22 protein-coding genes are annotated in these 19,435 nt (G+C 63.2%); 9 read left to right on the top strand and 13 right to left on the bottom strand.

Annotated features, from left to right (window positions below; genetic code table 11):
• Positions 1 to 91: 91 nt before the first annotated feature.
• The 3 genes from AC0L3D_RS18835 to AC0L3D_RS18825 all read right to left on the bottom strand — a co-directional run bounded on the left by AC0L3D_RS18835 (position 92) and on the right by AC0L3D_RS18825 (position 2,555).
• Entirely contained in the window at positions 92 to 316 is a 225-nt protein-coding gene (locus AC0L3D_RS18835; protein ID WP_473645397.1) for a helix-turn-helix domain-containing protein, read from the bottom strand.
• Positions 313 to 1,083 carry a cupin domain-containing protein gene (locus tag AC0L3D_RS18830; RefSeq protein ID WP_473645395.1) on the bottom strand — a complete coding sequence of 257 codons (771 nt, stop codon included), beginning with the start codon at positions 1,081 to 1,083 and terminating at the stop codon, positions 313 to 315. The genes AC0L3D_RS18835 and AC0L3D_RS18830 overlap by 4 nt, the downstream gene beginning before the upstream one ends.
• Before the next feature lie 569 nt (positions 1,084 to 1,652).
• A complete protein-coding gene (locus AC0L3D_RS18825; RefSeq protein ID WP_473628489.1) occupies positions 1,653 to 2,555 on the bottom strand; it encodes a LysR family transcriptional regulator in 903 nt (300 codons plus the stop codon).
• Positions 2,556 to 2,686: 131 nt separating this feature from the next.
• Between AC0L3D_RS18825 and AC0L3D_RS18820 the strand changes: the two genes are divergently transcribed.
• From AC0L3D_RS18820 to AC0L3D_RS18805, 4 genes are all read left to right on the top strand, one after another.
• Positions 2,687 to 3,109: a RidA family protein gene (locus AC0L3D_RS18820; protein WP_128176280.1), complete on the top strand. Its 423-nt coding sequence runs from the start codon at positions 2,687 to 2,689 to the stop codon at positions 3,107 to 3,109.
• A gap of 194 nt (positions 3,110 to 3,303) precedes the next feature.
• Positions 3,304 to 4,119 carry an oxidoreductase gene (locus AC0L3D_RS18815; RefSeq protein WP_473587291.1) on the top strand — a complete coding sequence of 272 codons (816 nt, stop codon included), beginning with the start codon at positions 3,304 to 3,306 and terminating at the stop codon, positions 4,117 to 4,119.
• A 125-nt stretch (positions 4,120 to 4,244) separates the two neighbouring features.
• Positions 4,245 to 4,391: a hypothetical protein gene (locus AC0L3D_RS18810; protein WP_473628487.1), complete on the top strand. Its 147-nt coding sequence runs from the start codon at positions 4,245 to 4,247 to the stop codon at positions 4,389 to 4,391.
• A gap of 258 nt (positions 4,392 to 4,649) precedes the next feature.
• A complete protein-coding gene (locus tag AC0L3D_RS18805; protein ID WP_473508358.1) occupies positions 4,650 to 5,027 on the top strand; it encodes a VOC family protein in 378 nt (125 codons plus the stop codon).
• Positions 5,028 to 5,144: 117 nt separating this feature from the next.
• Here the strand turns inward: AC0L3D_RS18805 and AC0L3D_RS18800 are convergent, their stop codons facing one another.
• The gene (locus AC0L3D_RS18800; protein WP_473645422.1) at positions 5,145 to 6,077 is read right to left on the bottom strand and encodes a LysR family transcriptional regulator; all 933 of its coding nucleotides are present in this window, start codon (positions 6,075 to 6,077) and stop codon (positions 5,145 to 5,147) included.
• 83 nt (positions 6,078 to 6,160) lie between these two features.
• On the opposite strand from AC0L3D_RS18800, the gene AC0L3D_RS18795 reads away from it, so the two are divergent.
• From AC0L3D_RS18795 to AC0L3D_RS18785, 3 genes are all read left to right on the top strand, one after another.
• Positions 6,161 to 7,033: an NmrA family NAD(P)-binding protein gene (locus tag AC0L3D_RS18795; protein ID WP_473628485.1), complete on the top strand. Its 873-nt coding sequence runs from the start codon at positions 6,161 to 6,163 to the stop codon at positions 7,031 to 7,033.
• Positions 7,034 to 7,173: 140 nt separating this feature from the next.
• Positions 7,174 to 8,082, top strand: a complete 909-nt coding sequence (locus AC0L3D_RS18790; protein WP_473645393.1) for an alpha/beta fold hydrolase — start codon at positions 7,174 to 7,176, stop codon at positions 8,080 to 8,082.
• The gene (locus tag AC0L3D_RS18785) at positions 8,079 to 8,969 is read left to right on the top strand and encodes an alpha/beta fold hydrolase (RefSeq protein ID WP_473628482.1); all 891 of its coding nucleotides are present in this window, start codon (positions 8,079 to 8,081) and stop codon (positions 8,967 to 8,969) included. The genes AC0L3D_RS18790 and AC0L3D_RS18785 overlap by 4 nt, the downstream gene beginning before the upstream one ends.
• Here AC0L3D_RS18785 and AC0L3D_RS18780 read toward each other — a convergent pair.
• The 6 genes from AC0L3D_RS18780 to AC0L3D_RS18755 all read right to left on the bottom strand — a co-directional run bounded on the left by AC0L3D_RS18780 (position 8,959) and on the right by AC0L3D_RS18755 (position 14,748).
• Positions 8,959 to 9,894: a methyltransferase gene (locus AC0L3D_RS18780; protein ID WP_473628480.1), complete on the bottom strand. Its 936-nt coding sequence runs from the start codon at positions 9,892 to 9,894 to the stop codon at positions 8,959 to 8,961. The genes AC0L3D_RS18785 and AC0L3D_RS18780 overlap by 11 nt on opposite strands.
• Before the next feature lie 98 nt (positions 9,895 to 9,992).
• Positions 9,993 to 11,303, bottom strand: a complete 1,311-nt coding sequence (locus tag AC0L3D_RS18775; protein WP_473495489.1) for a hemolysin family protein — start codon at positions 11,301 to 11,303, stop codon at positions 9,993 to 9,995.
• A 155-nt stretch (positions 11,304 to 11,458) separates the two neighbouring features.
• On the bottom strand, positions 11,459 to 12,166 hold the full coding sequence (locus tag AC0L3D_RS18770; protein ID WP_128169589.1) for an LssY C-terminal domain-containing protein: 708 nt from the start codon (positions 12,164 to 12,166) through the stop codon (positions 11,459 to 11,461).
• Positions 12,167 to 12,255: 89 nt separating this feature from the next.
• Positions 12,256 to 13,071 carry an extensin-like domain-containing protein gene (locus AC0L3D_RS18765; RefSeq protein WP_473628479.1) on the bottom strand — a complete coding sequence of 272 codons (816 nt, stop codon included), beginning with the start codon at positions 13,069 to 13,071 and terminating at the stop codon, positions 12,256 to 12,258.
• A gap of 192 nt (positions 13,072 to 13,263) precedes the next feature.
• Positions 13,264 to 14,247: an extensin-like domain-containing protein gene (locus AC0L3D_RS18760; protein ID WP_473628477.1), complete on the bottom strand. Its 984-nt coding sequence runs from the start codon at positions 14,245 to 14,247 to the stop codon at positions 13,264 to 13,266.
• 75 nt (positions 14,248 to 14,322) lie between these two features.
• Positions 14,323 to 14,748, bottom strand: coding sequence for a DUF3775 domain-containing protein (locus AC0L3D_RS18755; protein WP_473628476.1), 426 nt, complete (start codon positions 14,746 to 14,748; stop codon positions 14,323 to 14,325).
• A 197-nt stretch (positions 14,749 to 14,945) separates the two neighbouring features.
• Between AC0L3D_RS18755 and AC0L3D_RS18750 the strand changes: the two genes are divergently transcribed.
• Positions 14,946 to 15,485: a tetratricopeptide repeat protein gene (locus AC0L3D_RS18750; RefSeq protein WP_091594986.1), complete on the top strand. Its 540-nt coding sequence runs from the start codon at positions 14,946 to 14,948 to the stop codon at positions 15,483 to 15,485.
• Positions 15,486 to 15,769: 284 nt separating this feature from the next.
• Positions 15,770 to 16,243, top strand: a complete 474-nt coding sequence (greA, locus tag AC0L3D_RS18745) for a transcription elongation factor GreA (protein ID WP_023799806.1) — start codon at positions 15,770 to 15,772, stop codon at positions 16,241 to 16,243.
• 208 nt (positions 16,244 to 16,451) lie between these two features.
• Here greA and waaC read toward each other — a convergent pair whose 3' ends face one another.
• Genes waaC through rfaD form a run of 3 tightly spaced genes read right to left on the bottom strand, consistent with a single transcriptional unit; the run spans position 16,452 to position 19,368 of the window.
• On the bottom strand, positions 16,452 to 17,441 hold the full coding sequence (gene waaC, locus AC0L3D_RS18740; protein ID WP_473628474.1) for a lipopolysaccharide heptosyltransferase I: 990 nt from the start codon (positions 17,439 to 17,441) through the stop codon (positions 16,452 to 16,454).
• Positions 17,438 to 18,445: a lipopolysaccharide heptosyltransferase II gene (waaF, locus tag AC0L3D_RS18735; protein WP_473645391.1), complete on the bottom strand. Its 1,008-nt coding sequence runs from the start codon at positions 18,443 to 18,445 to the stop codon at positions 17,438 to 17,440. The genes waaC and waaF overlap by 4 nt, the downstream gene beginning before the upstream one ends.
• Positions 18,418 to 19,368 carry an ADP-glyceromanno-heptose 6-epimerase gene (gene rfaD, locus AC0L3D_RS18730; protein ID WP_473628471.1) on the bottom strand — a complete coding sequence of 317 codons (951 nt, stop codon included), beginning with the start codon at positions 19,366 to 19,368 and terminating at the stop codon, positions 18,418 to 18,420. Before rfaD ends, waaF begins: the two co-directional genes overlap by 28 nt.
• Positions 19,369 to 19,435 lie beyond the last annotated feature (67 nt).

Here is a 19,435-nt window from a genome sequence, read left to right as displayed (position 1 = left end):
CGCTTGAATGTCTGACCGTTTGTCGCACTGATTACATTAGCCGTGGATCGCATCAGGCGATATGCAGGACCGATCCCGTCTCTGTTTATGCTCACCCGCGCCCGGAATCTCGGACCGCGCCTGGCGAGACGCCTATGAAGCGTTTGAATGCCCTGCTGAAGGATGCATCGGACTCATATCCCAACTCAGACGCGACCTGTGACAGCGACATATATCCGTTCCGCAACCAGGATTCGGCCAGCCTAAGCCTCCATTGCAGGAGATAGCGGGCGGGAGATACCGACAACAGACCCTTGAATCGCTGCGAAAACCTCATCGCGACAGCCCAGACAATGCCGCCAGGCGATCGACTGGCCAGTCTTCGCCGGGGGAGCGATGGATTCTTGCAAGCGCAGACCCGATTTGCGGATCCCGCACGGCCGCCAGCCAACCAGTCAGATTGTCGGAACACGTCTCGACCCAGGATCTGATTACTTGCGTCATGACAATATCAGCAAGGCGCGCCATTACCGTTGCCGATCCGATTCTTTGCCCATCAGCCTCCCGCGCCATCATAGAAAGGAGGTTTGGCAGGACAGTATCGCTGTGCTCTGCATAGCGGATATGCATCACCGGAGGCAGCAGTTCCAGGAGCGGATTTGCCGTCGGCCCCTCAAAGCCGATCGTACAGCATGCGATCAGCGATCGCGGACCGCCGCCGCCAGACTTCAATTCGTAGGTTCCATTCCCGATCAACGCCGGTTTGATATCGTCCAGTGGCAAGGCTCTCCCTTTGGGCCGGTCGGACATGGTGTGCTCTGTTCCGTGGGGAAGAAGAAGCACATCGCCACATTCCAGCAGCAGCGGTGGCAAGCTCTTGGCTTGTATCCAGCACTGACCCTCGAGCATCGCATGAAATCGTACGCCCTCCCTAAACGGCACGGCGATGCCCCAGGGCGCCGTTAATTCGCTGCGGCCATATCTCGCATGGGCAAGGCGCAGGTCGCGCAGCACCTCGCTCAACAAATCATTCTCGGCCGGCTGGTAGCCCATCGTTGCACGTCCAAGACCGGGCCGATTCATGGATCTAAGCGGATCGTCCATAATGCATTCCTTTGCCTCGAACCTTTGCATACTCTTTATCCATCCCGTTATCTCTTGGTGGGCAGAATATGCTACGGATCGATCCTCTAGGTGCTAAATCTAATAGGTCTGCATGATGGCGGCTGCGCGACTACCGAATTTTCTCGGCTCGCGCGTTCCCATACCGAGGCGAAGGCGCAATGTCGGTGTTTGGCAGACTACGTCGTGTGGCTGATCTGCTCGACGATAGAGTTCCAATCAAGTCCGGCTCTTTCGTGCGATATGGGAAGTCCGCAACGGAACATCAGCGCAGGTTGTCGCGAATGTCGGCTATCTGATAGCAAAAGATGGGGGATTCCTGCGCCGAGCTGTATGTCTGCTCACCTACATATCAAACTACAAGCTGCCGGTCCGCCCTCGGCCCCACTTGCGTCATCGCCTGCTTCAGCCCGACCGATCGAACTGGTCATCGGCCCAATGCAGGATTCGTCCGCACTGAGGCAGAACACTGGTGCGTTGGGGCAATAGGATCGAACTGAGCACTCCGAATCCTCCGGCCCAACGACCGGTCATGGCGCGGCTGCTCGTCGCTAAGGTTCTTTGTTCCGCAGGTCTTTGACGACATCGAGAAAGGCCCGCAGTGCGGGCGGTACGGCTCGATGTCCGGGGTAGTAAACCGCAACTTCTTCCGCAGCGGGCATCCACGCGGTCAGGACCTTGCGCAGCCGGCCGTCGGACAAGGCCGCTTCGGCGGCCCAATCGGCCACGTAGGCGACTCCCAGATCCTCAATTGCGGCTTCGACCATCAGTTCTTCGTCGTCGAGGACGACGGGGCCGTTTGCCTCGATCACGAGTTCCTGGCCGGCGCGTTCGAACTCCCATCGGTAAAGCTTGCCGCTGGGCATGCGGTGGCCGATGCAATGGTGGCGTTGCAATTCCTCGGGGGTTCCCGGGTCGCCGAAGCGATCGAGGTAGGCGGGCGACGCGACACAGATGAACCTCAACCGGCGTGCAAGCGGCACGGCGATCATGTCCTTGGGGACCGATCCGAGGAGGCGCACGCCGGCGTCGAAGCCGCTGGACACGATGTCGATCAGCCGCCCCTCGACGACGATGTCCACGATCACGTCCGGATGGCGCTCCGCCATCCGCGGAAGAACCCCGCGAACGAGAAGCCCGGCCACCAGTCGCGGTGCGTTGATGCGGACGGTGCCCGCGACATTGCCCCTGAACCCGGCGACGCTGTCGAGCGCCTCGTCCAGCGACGCGAGCGCCGGCTGAAGGCGATCGAGCAACTGGAAACCGGCTTCCGTCGGCGAGACGCTGCGTGTGGTGCGGTTGAGAAGGCGCACGCCCATGCGCTCCTCGAGCGCGCGCATGGTGTGGCTCAATGTGGAAGGTGCCGTGCCGATCTCGTCCGCTGCGCGGCGGAAGCTGCGGTGCGTGGCAACGGCCAAGAAGGCGGTGAGATCGTTGAGGGACGGGCGGGGCATTGATGGTAATTTTGCATCACCTCATGCCGATTTCAACGGCTTATGCGCGTAATGCGATTGCCCTATCTCCTGCCTGTATCAACTCGGCGCCTCCGGCGCGCTGCCGTTTTCAAGACAGAAAGGAACACGAAATGCCTGCACGTGACGCCATCTATCCGGCCAAACGCCACGCGTTATACGATATTCATCGATATTCCGCGGCCATTCGCTCCGGCGATCTTCTCTTCGTCTCGGGGCAGGTCGGCAGCCGTGAGGACGGTTCGCCCGAGCCCGCATTTGAGGATCAGGTTCGGCGGGCATTTGCCAATCTGCGCGCGGTCCTGGCGGCCGCCGGGTGCAGCTTCGACGACGTTGTGGACGTCACCACCTTCCACACCAACCCGGACCAACAGATCGAAACGGTGCTGGCCGTCCGGGCGGAGGAGATCGGCGGACCTCCCTATCCGAACTGGACGGCAGTGGGCGTCAATTGGCTTGCCGGCTTCGATTTCGAGATCAAGGTCATCGCCCGCATCCCTTCGACGACCAGCGGCCAGCCGGCGGACAAGCGTTGATCGTTTGCCCTCACATCGTCCTGACGCAGGATGGGTCAGCAACTCCCATGATCCGGCCGTGACGCGTTCTTTCAGCCCTTTTCGTAGCACGTGACTGCCTTTCCCTTCTGGTATTGCATTATGATCGTAATATGTTATTATGATCATAATTCAACCGGCGAGAGAAGTCTGGCCCTGACGATTTGGAGCACGAAATGAATGCGAATTCCGAAAAAACCGCTGTTGTGACCGGAGCCTCCTCGGGCATCGGCCACGCCAGCGCCGAGGCGCTTGCGCGGGCAGGATTCACCGTCTTCGGGACAAGTCGCCGCCCTGTCGGCAACGGCCCGGAGGGAGTGACCATGCTGGTTTGCGACGTGACCGATGACGCTTCTGTCGGCGCCCTCGTTTCGACCGTGCTGGCGCAGACCGGGCGGATCGACCTCCTGGTCAACAATGCCGGCGTCGGTCTGCTTGGCGGTGCCGAGGAATCCTCGGTCGCACAGGTGCAGGCCCTGTTCGACGTCAATCTGTTCGGCGTCATCCGCATGATCAATGCGGTGTTGCCGTCAATGCGGCAGCGCGGCGCAGGGCACATCATCAATATCGGCTCGATTCTGGGATTGGTGCCGGCGCCATACTCAGCCCATTACTCTGCGGTCAAGCACGCGCTTGAGGGCTATTCGGAATCGCTCGATCACGAGGTTCGTGCTTTTGGTATTCGCGTCTCGGTCATCGAGCCGGCATTCGTGCGTACCGTCTTCGACCAGAACGGGATCGAGCCGGATTCGGTGTTGCAGGAATATGATCGGGCGCGCGCCGGGCTCAAGGCGCTGCTGGGCGATGTGATGCCCAAGGCCGATCCGCCGGAAGTGGTGGCGGCTGTCGTGGTCAAGGCGGCGACCGATGCCCGCCCGCGGCGTCGCTATACCGCCGGCAAGGCAGCGCGCCAGGTCAGCATTCTGCGCCGCTTTGCCCCCGCAGAGATGTTCGACAAGAGCTTGCGCAAACAGTTCCGCCTGCCGGTCTGAACCCGGTTAGCAGTGCTCCACCGCCAACGGCTCCGCATCGAAGCGAACGGCGCCTGTGTTCAGCAAGAACAGTCGAGCGCGTTGTCTCGCAAGCTGGCAGATTGCTCTCACCACAGGAGAGCAAGATGACGATGCGGCAAGATCCCTACCACACGCGTATGAAACGGGTGTTGAGGCCCTTCGGGATTTTCCCCTCTACTGTCAGCGGGAGTTTTGTTCCGATGGTTGCCGAGCACGAAGCCATCACCGACATCTTCCTGCCATTGGTGTGATTGCTGACCTTCCAACGGCGGTCATCTCCGCTACAGTCGAACGTGGGTCAAATCACCACTGGAGACAGCTAAATTCCGCGCCGAGCTGATGTCTGCCTGGTCCGCACCGCGACCTCCAGAACAGTTCGCCAACAAACACGAGCTGTTGCACAGTGCAGCGGCATTGTCAGGTTTTTAACCAAGAAGCCATGTAGCGCCTGGCACTACGCGTATGGATTGGGGTGGTCATCACCGCGATCGCGTCAGTAAGGAGATAAAATGGAAAAGGTGCTCGGCATCGGTGGCTTCTTCTTCCGAGCGAAGGAGCCCGATGCGCTCGCTCGATGGTATGCCGGCCATCTCGGCGTTGCGCTGCCGCCAGAAAGCTATGATGACCGCTCGTGGGAGCAGCAGCAGGGCGCCACCGTCTTTGCTCCCTTTGCCGCGACTAGTGATTACTTCGGTCGGGTCGATCAGCAGTGGATGATCAATTTCCGGGTGCGCGACCTCCAGGCCATGGTCGCACAGCTCACGGCAGCCGGAATTGCGGTCGAGGTCGACACCGAACATTACCCTAATGGCTGGTTCGCCCGGCTTGCCGATCCGGAGGGCAACCCGATCCAGCTCTGGCAGGCGGAGGGGGCCGACCGTGATTGAAGGCGCAGGCGGAAACGCAAGCGCCGAACCTGGGCTTCGGTTGAGACCGTTCTAGAGCATCTTTCCTGAACGCGGGTCGGCTCGAGGCGTTGTGCTCCAGGGAGCCGCTTTGCGGCCTCAGTTTCCAACGTCGATCGCCGATGACATATCCGCCGCCGCCGTGACAATGGCACGTCTCAACCATATGTGCCTGGGCGCGTCCTGCTGGCGCGCGTGCCAGACGAGGCTCATCGTGAAGCTGCCAAGATCGAGGGGCGGCGGCAACGACACGAAGCGCTTCATGTTGGCGGCCGCTCGCGCCAGGCTCGAAGGCAGGGTCATGATCAGGTCGGAGCGAGCGGCGATCTCGACCGCCGCGAAGAAGTTCGGCACGCGCAGCTTCACCCGCCGCGTTCGCCCGATGCGGGCAAGCACCTCGTCGACAGGCGCAGGCCCGACGCCGGTGACGCTCACCACGATATGCTCAAGCGCCAGGAAACGTTCGAGCGTCAGCTTTCGGGCGAGCGCCGGGTGCTCCGCCCGCATCAGCGTCACGAGCTTCTCGTCATAGAGACCGCGCCGGCGGATGCCGGCCGGGGCTTCGTCGACCAGCGCCACCATCGCATCGGCGATACCCTGCTCCAGCGCTTCGACCGCGTCCGTGCCCGGCGCGACGATATCGAGATCAAGGGACGGCGCCTCGCGTCCAAGGCGGGCGAGCAGGTGCGGCGCCAGCACGGCGGCCTGGAGATCGGGCATCAGCAGCCGGATCCGGCCGGTGGCGGTGGCGGGATCGAACGCGTTGGCCTCGACCATCTCTCGCACACCCGCCAAGATGCCGCGCAGCACCGGGCGCACTTCTTCCGCACGGGCGCTAAGGACGTAGCCGCCCGGTCCATCGACCAGCAGCGCATCCGAAAACAGCGCGCGCAATCGGCCGAGCGCTCGGCTCGCGGCGGGCTGGCTCATGCCGAGCCGGCTTGCGGCACGGGTGACGTTCTTCTCGTCCAGCAGCGCTTCGAGCGCCACCAGCAGGTTCAGATCGATCCGGCGTAAATCCACTTCGTGCATGGCGACTATATACACCATGCATTGGACGCATTGGAAGCCTGCGCCTATCGTTCCCCCGTCAATCGAGATGAGGAGAAGAAGTGATGCATGTCGTGCTTGGAGCAAACGGACGGGCCGGCGGCGAAGTCGCGCGCGCCCTGATCGCAGGCGGCGAAGCCGTGCGCGTCGTCGTGCGTCGCAAGGATCAGGGCGAAAAATGGACAGCCCTCGGTGCGGAGGTAGCCGTCGCAAGCATGGAGGACGTCGGCGCCATGGCCGCTGCCCTGACCGGCGCGCGGGCCGCGTTCCTGCTCAACCCGCCGCCGGTGAGCGGTGATCCCTATCAGCGCACGGAAGAAATCGGCGCCGCGCTTGCCGATGCGGCACGGCGTGCGGGTCTGCCAAAGGCCGTCGTCCTGTCGTCCATCGGCGCGCAGCATGCCTCCGGCACCGGCGTCATCGCCACCCTCAACCGCTTCGAGGCGCTGCTCGACGGCGTGGCGCCGGCCACCGCCTTCCTGCGGTCGGGGTATTTTGTCGAAACCTGGAACGAGGTGGCGCAAGCGGTCCTGTCGCAAAGCATACTGCCGACCTTTATCGAGCCGCCGCAGAAAATCCCGATGGTGAGCACGATCGATGTCGGGCGCGCGGCAGCGACCGTGCTGTGCGAGGAGTGGACCGGAAAGCGGGTCGTGGAGCTGGGCGGACCGGAAGACTGGAGCGCCGGCGACGTGGCATCGGCCTTCGCGGACGTTCTCGGCCGGCCGGTGACGCCTGTGCTTGTTGCGCCGGAGGAGCGTGCCGCGCTGCTTGCCGAGGAAGGCGTGCCGGGCGAGGTGGCAGATGCATTGCTCGGTATGTATGAGGGAATCGCCAACGGCCTGTTCATGCGCCAGGACAGCAGCGAGCACCGGCGCGGCACGACCTTCCTGGCGACGGCGATAGAGCGCGTTGTCGCAACACCAGCCGGCCGCTGATCCTCGGCCGAGTAGTGAATCCGAAACAGGAGCCGCACTACCCCCGCGTCTCGCCGGCCAACGCTGTCGGCGACATGCGGAACTCGCGCCACTGGTTTGGACTTAACTCCATTTCCGGACGGCAAAAAAGGAATCCTGATATGAGACTGCCTGCCCCACGCCAAATGCATCTCTCCGGCGGAACCGAGCTTGCCTACGTCACTGCGGGCGATCCATCCAACCCGGCTTTGCTCCTCCTGCATGGGTTTCCCAGCTCCGCAAATGCATTCCGCGATGTGATTCCCGGATTGGCGGGCGCAGCCTATGTGATCGCGCCCGACCTCCCGGGCCATGGCCAGTCCGATGTCCCGCCGACACCCTCCTACGACGCGATCAGCAAGGCGATTTCCGAATTGCTGACCCACCTCGCGATCGGGCGCCGCTTCATCCACATTCATGACTGGGGCGCCGCCGTGGGTCTGCAGATTGCAATGCAAGCGCCCGAGCTGGTTTCGGGTCTCATCATCCAGAACGCAAACGCGCATCGAACCGGCTTCGGTCCCGTCTGGGACGCCGTGTTGAAATTCTGGTCAGAACCGACAAAAGAGAACGAAGCGGCCGCGACCCCCGACCTGACCTTCGAATTCACGCGCGAGCAATATTTGGGCGGCCTGCCAGAGGATGTCGCCGCCACGATCAGGGGCGACCCTTGGGTCGAGGACTGGAGGGTGATGAATCTTCCCGGCCGCATGCAGACCCACCGCGCGCTTATCGGCGACTACAAAAGCCATGCCGGGCGTTTCGATACGATCGCCGCCTATTTGAAGAGATGGCAACCGCCGGCGCTCATGCTTTGGGGCCGTCACGACCCATATTTCGATATCGCCGAAACGCTGTCCTGGATGCAGGATCTGCCGCGTATGGAAGCGCATGTTTTCGACGGCGGGCACTTCCTGCTTGAGACGCACGCCGAGCCAGCACTCTCCCTGATGATCGAGTTCATCAAGCGAACACAGGAGATGCACCCTGATCGAGCCCATCCCGGAGCAGTGCGAGGAGTGCAGGCATGACATCCCCCACGCAACAGCGGCTGCACCTGTCCGGCGGGACCGAGCTTTCCTTCATCACCGCGGGAGATGCGTCCAATCCCGCGCTGCTGCTCCTGCACGGATTCCCGAGTTCGTCGCGCACCTTCCAGGGCATCATTCCCGGCCTTTCGCGGGTCGCCTTCGTCATCGCCCCCGACTTGCCTGGCTACGGCCAATCGGCGCCGTTGCCCGCGCCGTCGTTCGAAACGTTCAGCGGCGCAATCCAGGAGCTCTTAACTCATCTCGCGATCGATCGGCGCTTCATCTACCTGCACGATTGGGGCGCGCCTGTGAGTCTCCAGGTCGCCATGCAATCCCCCGACCTCGTCTCAGGCCTCATCATTCAGAGCGCCAACGCACACCGCACAGGGTTCGGACCGCAATGGCAAGCCACGTTCGAATTCTGGTCAAACCCGACGGAAGAGAACGAAAGGGAGGCTACCGCGTTTTTGACCTTAGAAGGCACCCGCGAGCAATATTTGGGCGGCTTGCCGGAGGATGTCGCTGCCCAGATCAAAGGCGAACCCTGGATCGAGGACTGGAGGGTGATGAATCAGCCTGGCGGCATGGAAACACAACGCGCGCTCCTCGTCGACTACGCCAACCATGTCGCGCGGTTCAGTCTCATCGCCGACTATATCGAAACGTGGCAACCGCCGGCGCTCATGCTGTGGGGCCGCCACGACCCGTTCTTCGACATCGCCGAAACACTGTCGTGGATGCAAGACCTTCCACGTATGGAAGCGCACATCTTCGACGGCGGCCACTTCCTGCTCGAAACCCACGCCGAGGCGGCAGCCGCGTTGATGATCGGCTTTATTGAGCGAACGCAGATTGCGCTTGGCCATTCAGCCACGATCAGCCCGTGAGGCGCGCACGAAACAAGGTGGAGCCGTCCGTCAGGCGCGACCTGGAGATATCCCGGAATCCAGCCTCGGTCATCCACGCGCGATACTGACCTTCAGTGTACGATTCGCCGTGGCGATAGAGGTTCAGGAAGGTGAGATTCAGAAACACACCCTCAGGCGGGCCGAGGCGGTCGTCATCGACGACACCCCACCCCGCAATTGCGATCTCGCCGCCGGGTGTGAGGCAACGCGCCGCGTTCAGGATCGAACTGCGCGCCTGGTCGGGCGGCAGGACCTGGACGACGGCCTTCAGGATCGCCAGATCGTGCCGACCGATCGACGGCGCGACAGTTATGTCACCCTCTTCGACAACCACGTCGTCGGCACCGTATTCTGACAGGATATCTTTCGCGACCGCTGCGACCGTTGGGAGTTCCATCAGCGTCGCCGCAATCTGCGGCCGCCGCTCGCGAAGTCCGACGAGAATGGTCCCGGGGCCGCCGCCGATGTCGATGACCGAGCCGATCGCCGAGAGGTCCATCTCCCGGGCCAGATGGCGGCCGAAAATTACCCCGCCCGGTGCGAGCATGCGGCTGAAGGCCGCCGCTGCCTCGGGCCCGGCTTCGGAAAAGTCGTGCAGCGCAGCCGGCCGGTTCTGTCGCAGCGACTCTGCGGTCAGCAGGTCGGCTCCCCAGAGCTCGCGCAGGAGCGCATGATCGCCGCCGCGATAGGTCGGCTTGGACGCGTCGAGGAAGGCCGCCGCTTCGGCGCCGTTGCGAAATCGACCATCCTTGACTTCGAGGAGACCGATGCTGGCGAGCGCGTAGAGGAGCCGCGACAGACGATCGGGCTCGACTTTGAGCTCGGCTCCAAGGCTGTCGGCAGTCACCGCGCTGCTACCGAGCCGGGTGAAGATGCCAAGGTCCAGCCCGGCGCGAAGCGCCAAGGCGGGCGGCACCGCTGCGATCAGCTTGTCGATCCGATCAGAATCCACCATGTCCTTCCGCGATCCAGGACCGGCTTGCCTACCCATCGCGTTGACTGCTACCGCACGATTTCGCGATGGCCGCCGGGCAGGCGGGTGGCGATGAGCTTGTCGATGCGGCGGCCGTCGAGGTCGACGACCTCGAAGCGCCAGCCCTGCGCATCGACGCATTCGCCGGTCGTCGGCAGATGGTGCAGATGCGCCAGCACGTAACCGGCGACAGTCTCGTAGTCGCGGTTCTCGGGCAGGTCGATGCCGAGAACGTCGGCCATCTCGTCGGCCTGCATGTAGCCGGCGAGCAACCATGAGCCGTCGTCACGTTTGACGGCGTTTTCTTCGTCGCCGGCGTCGAGGTCCGCCCGGAAGACGCCGGTGATGGCTTCCAGTATGTCGGCCGGGGTGACGATGCCTTCGAAATGGCCGTATTCGTCATGGACCAGCGCCATCGGCACGTTGGATTCCTTGAGTGTCGAAAGGACATCCAGCGCGTCGGCCTGGTCATGGACGATGGGAGCGGTGCGCACATGCCGGCGCGGGTCGAGCGCGCGACCTCCGAGCATCGCGGCCAGCACGTCGCGGGTCTGGACGACGCCGATCATGGCGTCGACGCTGCCATCGCCGGCCGGCAGGCGCGAATGCTGGGTCTCCATCAGGAGCTTCCGGATTGCCGCGTCATCGGACTGCAGGTTGATCCAGTCGACCTCGGTGCGCGGCGTCATCACCGCGCGGACGGCGCGGTCGCCGAGCCGCATGACGCCGGCGATCATGCGCCGCTCGTCGGATTCGATGGTGCCGTGATGCTCGGCCTCGGCGACCAGCATCTTGATCTCCTCGTCGGTGACCTTCTCCTCGCTTTCACCGCGCTGGCCAAGCAGCCACAGCATGGCGCGGCCGGAAATGTCGAGCAGAAAAACCAGCGGCGCCGAGACGGTGGCGAGGATGGTCATCGCCGGAGCAACCCTGGCGGCGACGCGTTCGGGATCGCGCAGCGCGATCTGCTTGGGCACCAGTTCGCCGATGATCAGCGAGAAATAGGTGATGAGGGCGACGACGATGCCGACGCCGATCGGGTCGGCAAGGCTTTCGCGGAGGCCGGTCGATGCCAGGAACACGGACAGCCGCTCGCCGAGCGTGGCGCCGGAAAAAGCGCCGGACAGAACGCCGACCAGGGTGATGCCGATCTGCACCGACGACAGGAATTTGCCTGGATTGGCGCCGAGCGCCAAGGCGCGGCCGGCGCCCTTGACGCCGCGGTCGATCATCGCCTTGAGACGGGCCGGCCGTGACGAGACAATGGCAAGTTCGGACATTGCCAGAAGGCCGTTCACGCAGATGAGGACGACCACGATGGCGATTTCAGCATAGAGCATGCGAGGTCAATAGCATTGCGGCGCGGTCTTCGAAAATAGACGGGCGTCATTTTTCATGCCGGCGGGCGCAACCATCTCATGCGGCATCCCATGGCGGCGACGAAAATGCTCGATCAGGGCGTCGATGAGCCGGCCGCCGGCCGTTGGTCCTGCGCCTACGGCAGCTGCCTCAGCACGCCCACTACCGCCTTGCCGTCGGTGAAATAGGGATCGCCGCCGCCATTGCGCCCGGTCCTTGTCGCACCGATGCCTGATATCTCGCTGGTTGAGATCAGCATGCCTGCGGCAGACAGGTCGCGGATCAGGAGGTCGCGCTCGGCGTCGATGTCGGGACCGATATGGTGGGTGACCTGGCCGGTTTCGTGGCTGAGGCCGACGCCGCGATCGAAGCTTGCCGCACCCAGCCAGAGCGGCCGGCCATCGTCTCCGGTCGCATCGGTCTGCCAGAAGCGGACGTGATGACGCCGGTCGGCACTGTCGCCGACCGGCTTCTCGAAGGCCAGATCCTGTGCACGGCCTTCGAACAGCAGCCGGCTGACCGGCGCGTCTGGATAGGGCCGATCGAACAGCACGCTTTCGCCGATCTCGATCGCCGTCTCCAGCGTGAGAGCGTCGGCCGTGTCCCATCCGGCGACGGCGAAGGCGTGGACCAGCTCTTTTTTGGTGCCGACGAGGCCGACATTGATCGGATCGCCGGCGATGCCTTGCGGCGTGTGCGTCACCATCTCGAAGCGCTGTGTGCGGAAGTTGCGGTCGCGCAGGGTCCAGAATTCCGGCGCGGCGAAATAGGCGAGCACGAGGTAGCCGGCACAGAACGCCACCAGCCAGATCGTTGCGCGTCGTCGAAGGCTTCGTCGGCTCATGCGACACCACCGTGGTGATATGACCTCACCTTATGTGACGTCATTCTACGCGGCGGCGCACACCTTGGGCAGTGGGCACGCGATCGGGCTCAGCGGCAGGCGCGGTAGCCGTTCTTGCGGTTCTTGATGTCGAAATGGAAATGGTTGCGGTGGTCGTAATTGTAGCCGGGGCCGAGCACGGTGGTGAAATACTGGCAGCCGTCGGCGCGCACAGTGTTGAGGAAGCCGCGGGTGCGGAAGGCGAACAGGCCGGGCTTGCGCACGTCGATCTCCTTGCCATTGCTAAGCTCGATGCTCATGACGTCGAGCGCGTTGCCCTTGCCATGCTCCGACAGCGTGCCTTCGCCGGCGATCCTGCGGCAGGAATAGCTCGAGCCCTGGCGAATGGTCCTGACGCCGGAGAAATAACGCCAGCGGGCGGACGGGACCAGTTCATTCCTGGCCCAGCCGGCGAAGGTGGCGGCCATGTCGCAGGTCAGCGTCGCGGCCGGCTTCATCGCGATGCGGCCGATGGCCGAGATCTTGACCGGATAGTCGATGCCGCACTGGCCTTCGCGGATCGGCGCAAGGTCGGTGTAGACGACGCCCAGGCGCTTCAAATCCTTGCGGCACTCGACCTCGCTGGCCGGCATCTGTTCGGTCGGCGCCATCGGCTCGTCCATGCGCGGATAGGCGGCGGTCATGTAAGGGTTGGATGGGACGAGGCGCTGCATTCCAGCGTATTTCTGGCCAGCGTATTCTGGGACAGCTGATGTCTGGCTGCCGACATCAACGGCCGGTTTCAGCGAGAGCACGCTGCCGGTGGTGCAGGCCGAGATCGCTGCGATGGCAAGCCCGCCGGCAATCATGCGCGCGCGTCTCACTTGCCGGACGGCGACAGACGCGGCGCGAAATATCCCGGCCATTGGCAGGTTCCCGGTCTCCGAGCCGATCAGGCTCCATGTCATCGTTTGATCATGATCTTTCTCCGAAAACCGGATCCCACTTTTCGGGGTCATGATCAGATGAAACGGAGCTTACCCGCCAACAGTAAAGGAAAAATCAGCGGCTGCGTTTACGGCTGCGGCCAAATTGCGGCGCGTCGGTCCGCAACCATATCACTGGCAGAAGGTGCCGCCGTTGCGGCGCGGTGCAAGATCGAGATGGAGATGCAGCGAATGATCGGCATCGCTGCCCGGGCCAAGCACGGTCTTGAACGGTCCGCAGGCTGCCTTGCGTATTGCGTTCAGGAATTTCGCGTCCTTTTCCGGCGGCGCCGGGCGGATGTCGATCCTCCTGCCGTCCGAAAGCGTGAAGCTGGCGATGTCGAGCGCGTTGCCGAAGGCGTGCTCCGACAATTTCCCGCCGCCATTGCGGTGGCGGCAGACGAAGGCGGATGCCTGGCCGACCGACTTGAGTTCGGCGCCGAGCTCGGCCTTGGCCGCCGGCTGGACGATATCGGCGGCGAAGCGCGCGGCGGCCTCGGCCATCTGGCAATTCAACTCGGATTCGGGGTTGATATCCAATGACTTGCCAAGCGTCTTCAGTGCGATCGGATAGGGGATAGAGCAGCCGACCGCCGCATCGTGCTCGGCTTTGCGTTCCTCGAAGTCGACGCCCATCGACTTCAGCCGCCGGCGGCAGGCCAGTTCCTCGTCCGGCATTTTCTCCTGCGGCACAGCGGCCGAGCGCGGGTCGGGAGGGATTTTTTTCTCCGGCGCCTGCGCCGGTATCTCCGGTGGTTTTGGCGCGGCGGCTGGTGGTTCTGCCTCGGCGGGCTTTTCGGTCGGCGTCGGAGCGACTGCCGGCGGCTGCGGCCGGGCTTGCTGATGCTGGTCCGACTTCTGCTGGTCCATTTTGTCGGTCGCGGGTTGATCAGGCTCTGGCGCATCCGCAGGGCGTGGCTCGGGGATCGGCACGTCGGCAGGTGCAGCTTCTTGCGCTGATTGCGATTGATTGAGCTCCGGGACGGGTACGTTATCGGGCAGTTCCGGAGCTTGGGCCAGGGCCGCTCCTGCGGACAGCATCGCCGCCGCCAAAGGCAGCGCCAATCTGATCAATCCGGCCAATCTGATCGATGTGGGAGGGGTCAGCGCCGCCATTCGCCCTTAACGGCGGGCGGATACGGAAGTTGCCTGAACGACAGTTTTGGCCGATCACAAACGGTGACCGCGTTGTTACGCACCGATCGCTTCCAGCCCTTCCTCCAGCCAGTCGGCCAACAGCGGCATGCCGAGCAGATATTTCGCCGTGCGCTTGTTGGCGCGCTCGCGCGCGGCCGTCAGCGCGTCCGCCCATTCCGAGGCGTCATAGTCGCCGCGTCCAACCCAGGCGAGGGCGACGAGTTCGGCCGCCTCATCGACATTGAGGTCGTTGATCAGTTCGCGCAGCTCTTCTTCGGTGAGGTCCTCGGAACGTTCCTCGACGAGACCGTCATGATGATGGTTGTCATGCGTCTCGCTATCGAGTTCTACCTCGTGCTCGGCACCATCGGCATAGTCTTCGTTGACGGCGGCGCTCAACGCCTTCGCCTTGAGGATGAACAGGCGCACCGTGTCGGGACCGATCGAAAGCTCCCATTCTTTTTCAAGGCGCCGCTGCACTGGCCGTCTCCGCATACTCCGTTGGCGTTTGCTGGATGATAGCGGATTTGCAGCGCTCGTCACGTTTTGTTCGGCGCTTCCATTTTCCGACTGGCGCGGGCCGTTGAAAAGGCTTTCACTGACCGTGGCTTTTTTCCGGGATGAAACCGCTTTTGCCCGGCGTTAGTCTTGCATTGTCATGCTTCAAGGAGAGTTCGATGCGCAGACGATTGCTGATCCAGGTTCTGGCGGTTGCCGCCCTGCCGCTGTTTGCTGTTCCGGCGTTTTCGGCCGGTGAAGGTGGAGGCGGTGGCGATGGCAGCCAGACGACACAGTGCAAGAAAGGCAAGGTCTGGGACAAGAAACTGAAGAAGTGCGTCGCGCCCAAGCACGGCATGCTGGACGACGACAACATCTATGAAGCCGGCCACGCGCTGGCGATGGCAGGACGTTATGACGAGGCGATCGCCGTGCTCAGCCTGGCTGCGGACAAGAAAGACCCTCGCATCCTCAACTACCTCGGCTACTCGCACCGCCATTCCGGACGCGTCACCGTCGGTCTCGGCTATTATGAGGAAGCGCTGCGCATCGATCCCGATTACACGCTGGTACGCGAATATCTCGGCGAGGCGCATCTGCAGATCGGCGATCTCGCCGGCGCCCGGGAACAGCTCCGCGAGATCGAGAAACGCATCGGCAAGGGATCTCGTGAATACGGCATGCTGTCCGAGCAGATAGACCGTTTCATGAAGAGCTGAATAGAAGCCGAACTTTTCCTCACCACCGGCTGTGAGCAATCGCAGCCGGTTTTTATTGCCGCTCGCCCGGCCAGCCGGGCTGCCATGACGGCATTTCCACAAATGGCGGGCGAATTTTTCAAAACCGATTTTTTGGCGTGAAAAACCCGCGAAGATTGCTATATTGGAGGAAATTGCGGTGACACGGTTCCGTTAGCCCGAGGCTGCCGGACCGTTTTCTTTTTGTACCCATCGACAAGGTCGCTCCCGGAATGCGGGGGCGGCGGCAGGAAAGGTCAGGCATTATGAACAAGGTCCCGATGACAGGCGAGGGGTTCGCGTCATTGAAGGAAGAACTGCGCTGGCGCCAGCAGGAAGAGCGGCCGCGCATCATCGAAGCAATCTCCGAAGCGCGCTCGCACGGCGATCTCTCTGAAAACGCGGAATACCATGCGGCGAAAGAGGCGCAGAGTCTCAATGAGGGCCGCGTCAACGAGCTCGAGGATTTTATCGCCCGCGCCGAAGTGATCGACATCACCAAGCTCAGCGGCGAAAAGGTCAAGTTCGGCGCGACCGTGGTGCTGGTCGACGAGGACACGGAAGAGAAGAAGACCTACCAGATCGTCGGCGACCAGGAAGCGGACGTGAAGTCCGGCCGCATTTCGATCTCCTCGCCGATCGCGCGGGCGCTGATCGGCAAGGAAGTCGGCGATGCCATCGAGGTCAACGCGCCAGGCGGCGCGCGGGGCTACGAGATCGTCCAGGTGCAGTTCATTTAAGAATTGGCGCTGCTCTGCCTTCTCCCCTTGTGGGAGAAGGTGGCCTCGCGAAGCGAGGTCGGATGAGGGGTGTTCCAGCTTGGCACCAACAGCACTCCGGCCAGCACCCCTCAACCGTCTTGGCGCTGCGCGCCAATCCACCTTCTCCCACAAGGGGAGAAGGGAAGAGGGCGGCGCCGACCTTTCCGATTGAATTGATTTGCACAAATCAATTCTTGCCGGCGCCGGCCCGACCAAGCGCTTGACGCTCCAGCAACTTCTCTGCCTCAGCCAACACCTCCTCAGGCGCGACACGAGCGCCGGGCGCGGCCAGCAGCGTTGACGAGAATGGCCCGCGCGGGCCGGTCAAGCCGGGTTCTGTCGCCACAAACACCGCCACCGTCGGCAGGCCGAAGGCACTGGCGAGGTGGGTAAGGCCGGTATCGGCGCCGATGACCAGCACCGACCGGCCGATGATCGCGGCGATCTCGGCAAGCGGTGATTTCGGCACCAGCACTGTCTGTGGAACAGCCTGGGCAATCGCCTCGGCAACCGCCTTTTCCCTGTCGTTCGACCAGGTGGTGACCGGCGTCATTCCTCTTTCCACGAGAAGCCGGGCCGTCTCGATCCAGTTGCCGACCGGCCATTTCTTGTCCTCGCGGCTGGTGCCGTGCAGCAGGAAGGCGGTGTTTCCGCCGACAAAAGTCGCCTCGACGGCTGGCGGCACGATGCCGGACTCGAGCCCGGAAAAATCCGGTTCATAGCCGAGCGCCAGCCCGAACAGCCGCCTTGTGCGTTCGATGGCGTGCAGATCGCGCGGCACAGCATAGCGGCGGTCGTAGAACACGGTCGCCGAAGGCTCGCGAGCGCTCGACCGGTCGAAGCCGGCGATCGGCGCTGCGGCCTGTTTCGCCACCACGGCCGACTTCAGCAATCCTTGCCCATCGATGACGAGATCGTAGCGGCAATCCCGCAAGGCGCGGCGCAACCCCGCTGCCTCGCGCCATGTGCCGCGGCCGAGCGGGCTTGTGCGCCAGCGCCGGATTGCCACGGTGTGGATGGTTGCGATCGCCGGATGCAACGCCACGATGCCGGCAAAAGCCTCTTCCACACACCAGTCGAACGACACGCCCGGCCGCTTGCGGCGCGCATCCTCGACGGCCGGAAAGCTGTGGATGACGTCACCCATCGAAGATGTCTTGACGATCAGCACCCTCATGCGGCGGCCGGCATTTCCAATAGCCGTTCCACCGCTGCCGCGACCTGTGCCACCTCAAGCGTGTTCAGGCAGTTGAGGTGGCCGAGCGGGCAGATTTTCCGGTGGCAGGGCGAACAGGACAGGCCGAGCCAGACCAGTTCGCGCTGCTCGGCGAGCGGCGGCGTATTGTGCGGCGAGGTCGATCCGTAGACGGCTACGATCGGCGTGCCGACCGCGGCGGCGACATGCATCAGTCCACTGTCGTTCGACACCGCAATCCTGGCCGCGGCGATCAGGTCGATGGCGTCCTCGAGCCGCGTCTGGCCGGCGAGGTCGACAGCGCCTGGGGCAAGCGTGGCGATTTCCGCCGTTACGTCGGCGTCGTTCTTCGACCCGAACAGCGCGACCGCAAAACCTTTTTCCATCATGTCGCGGGCAAGGCCGGCATAGCGGTCGCTCGGCCAGCGTTTGGCCGGCCCGAACTCGGCGCCGGGCATCAGCGCGACGAATTTATTCGCCTCCAGCCCGAAGCGGCCCAGCAATGTCGCCTGGTTTTTCGTGTCGACGGCGAGCTTGGGGGCATGGAACGTACCGCCTTGCGCGAGGCCGAAATAGGCCTGCGCCGTGCGCCGTTTCACATCGTCGGACAAGGCTACGATATCGGTCAGCAGCCCGTAGCGCATTTCCTTGAGGTAGCCGACACGGCGCGGAATGCGGGCAAAGAACGGGACCAGCGCCGACTTCCAGCTTCCAGGCATGACATAGGCGATGTCGTAGTGGCCGCGCAGCAGGCGGCCGATGCGCCTTCGCATGCGGAATTCCAGGGCTCCGGATTTCAGCGGCAGATGGACCTGCCGGCGTATTTCGGGCATCCGCTTGACCAGTGGCGCCGCCCATGCCGGCGCCAGCACGTCGATCGCGGCGTTCGGGTGAAGCTCTCCCAGCGCCGAGAACAGGCACTGCGCCATCACCATGTCGCCCACCCAGCGTGGGCCGATCACGAGGATCGTTGGGCTTTCAGCCATTCGACATAGTCTCTGACGCCGGTTTCCACTGTGCGAAACTGACCATTGTAACCGGCGGCGCGCAACCGGGACATGTCAGCTTGCGTAAAACTCTGGTAGCTGCCCTTGAGGTGATCGGGGAAGTCGATGAACTCGATCTCGCCTTTGCCTAGCGCGCCGATCACAGTTTCGGCAATGGCGCGGAACGGCTGGGCACGGCCGGTGCCGCAGTTGAAGATGCCGCTCGATCCGCGTTTCCACAACCACAGATTGATATCGGCAACGTCGCCGACATGGATGAAGTCGCGGCTCTGCTCGCCAGGTCCGAAACCGTCATAGGCGCCGAACAGCTTTGGGTTGTGGCCTTGCTCGACCTGGTTGAACAGGTGGTAGGCGACCGAGGCCATGGCGCCCTTGTGCGCCTCGCGTGGGCCATAGACGTTGAAGTAGCGCAGGCCTGCCACCGGCGAATGGTCGGTTTCGAAGACGGTGCGGCGGACATAGTCGTCGAACAGCTTCTTTGAATAGGCATAGACATTGAGCGGGCGTTCGCATTCCGGCTCCTCGCGAAACTCGGCGCCGCCGCCATAGACCGAAGCCGAGGAGGCATAGAGGAAAGGCAGCCGCAGCGCCAGGCAGGCATGCAGCAGCCGCTTCGAATAGGCGTAGTTCACCTCCATCATGAACTTGCCGTTCCACTCGGTGGTGGTCGAGCAGGCGCCCTGGTGGAAGACGGCCTCGATGCGGCCGAGGTCCCCGGCCTCCATCCGCGGCAGGAAATCGTCCTTGTCGAGATAATCGGCGATCTGCAGGTCGGCGAGATTGGCGATTCTGTGGCCGTCGGTCAGGTCGTCAACGACGAGAATGTCGCTGATCCCTTCGGCATTGAGCGCGGCGACGATGTTTGAGCCGATCATGCCGGCGCCGCCCGTGACGATGATCATGAAAGCCTCTGGTATCTTGTGCCGATTCCGGCCCTTATAGGGGAGGCTTGCCGGGCTGTCGATAAAG

Source organism: Mesorhizobium sp. WSM4837, from assembly GCF_055811435.1.
Note: the sequence above shows the minus strand (reverse complement) of the source record. Positions and strands in the feature narration are given on the sequence as shown.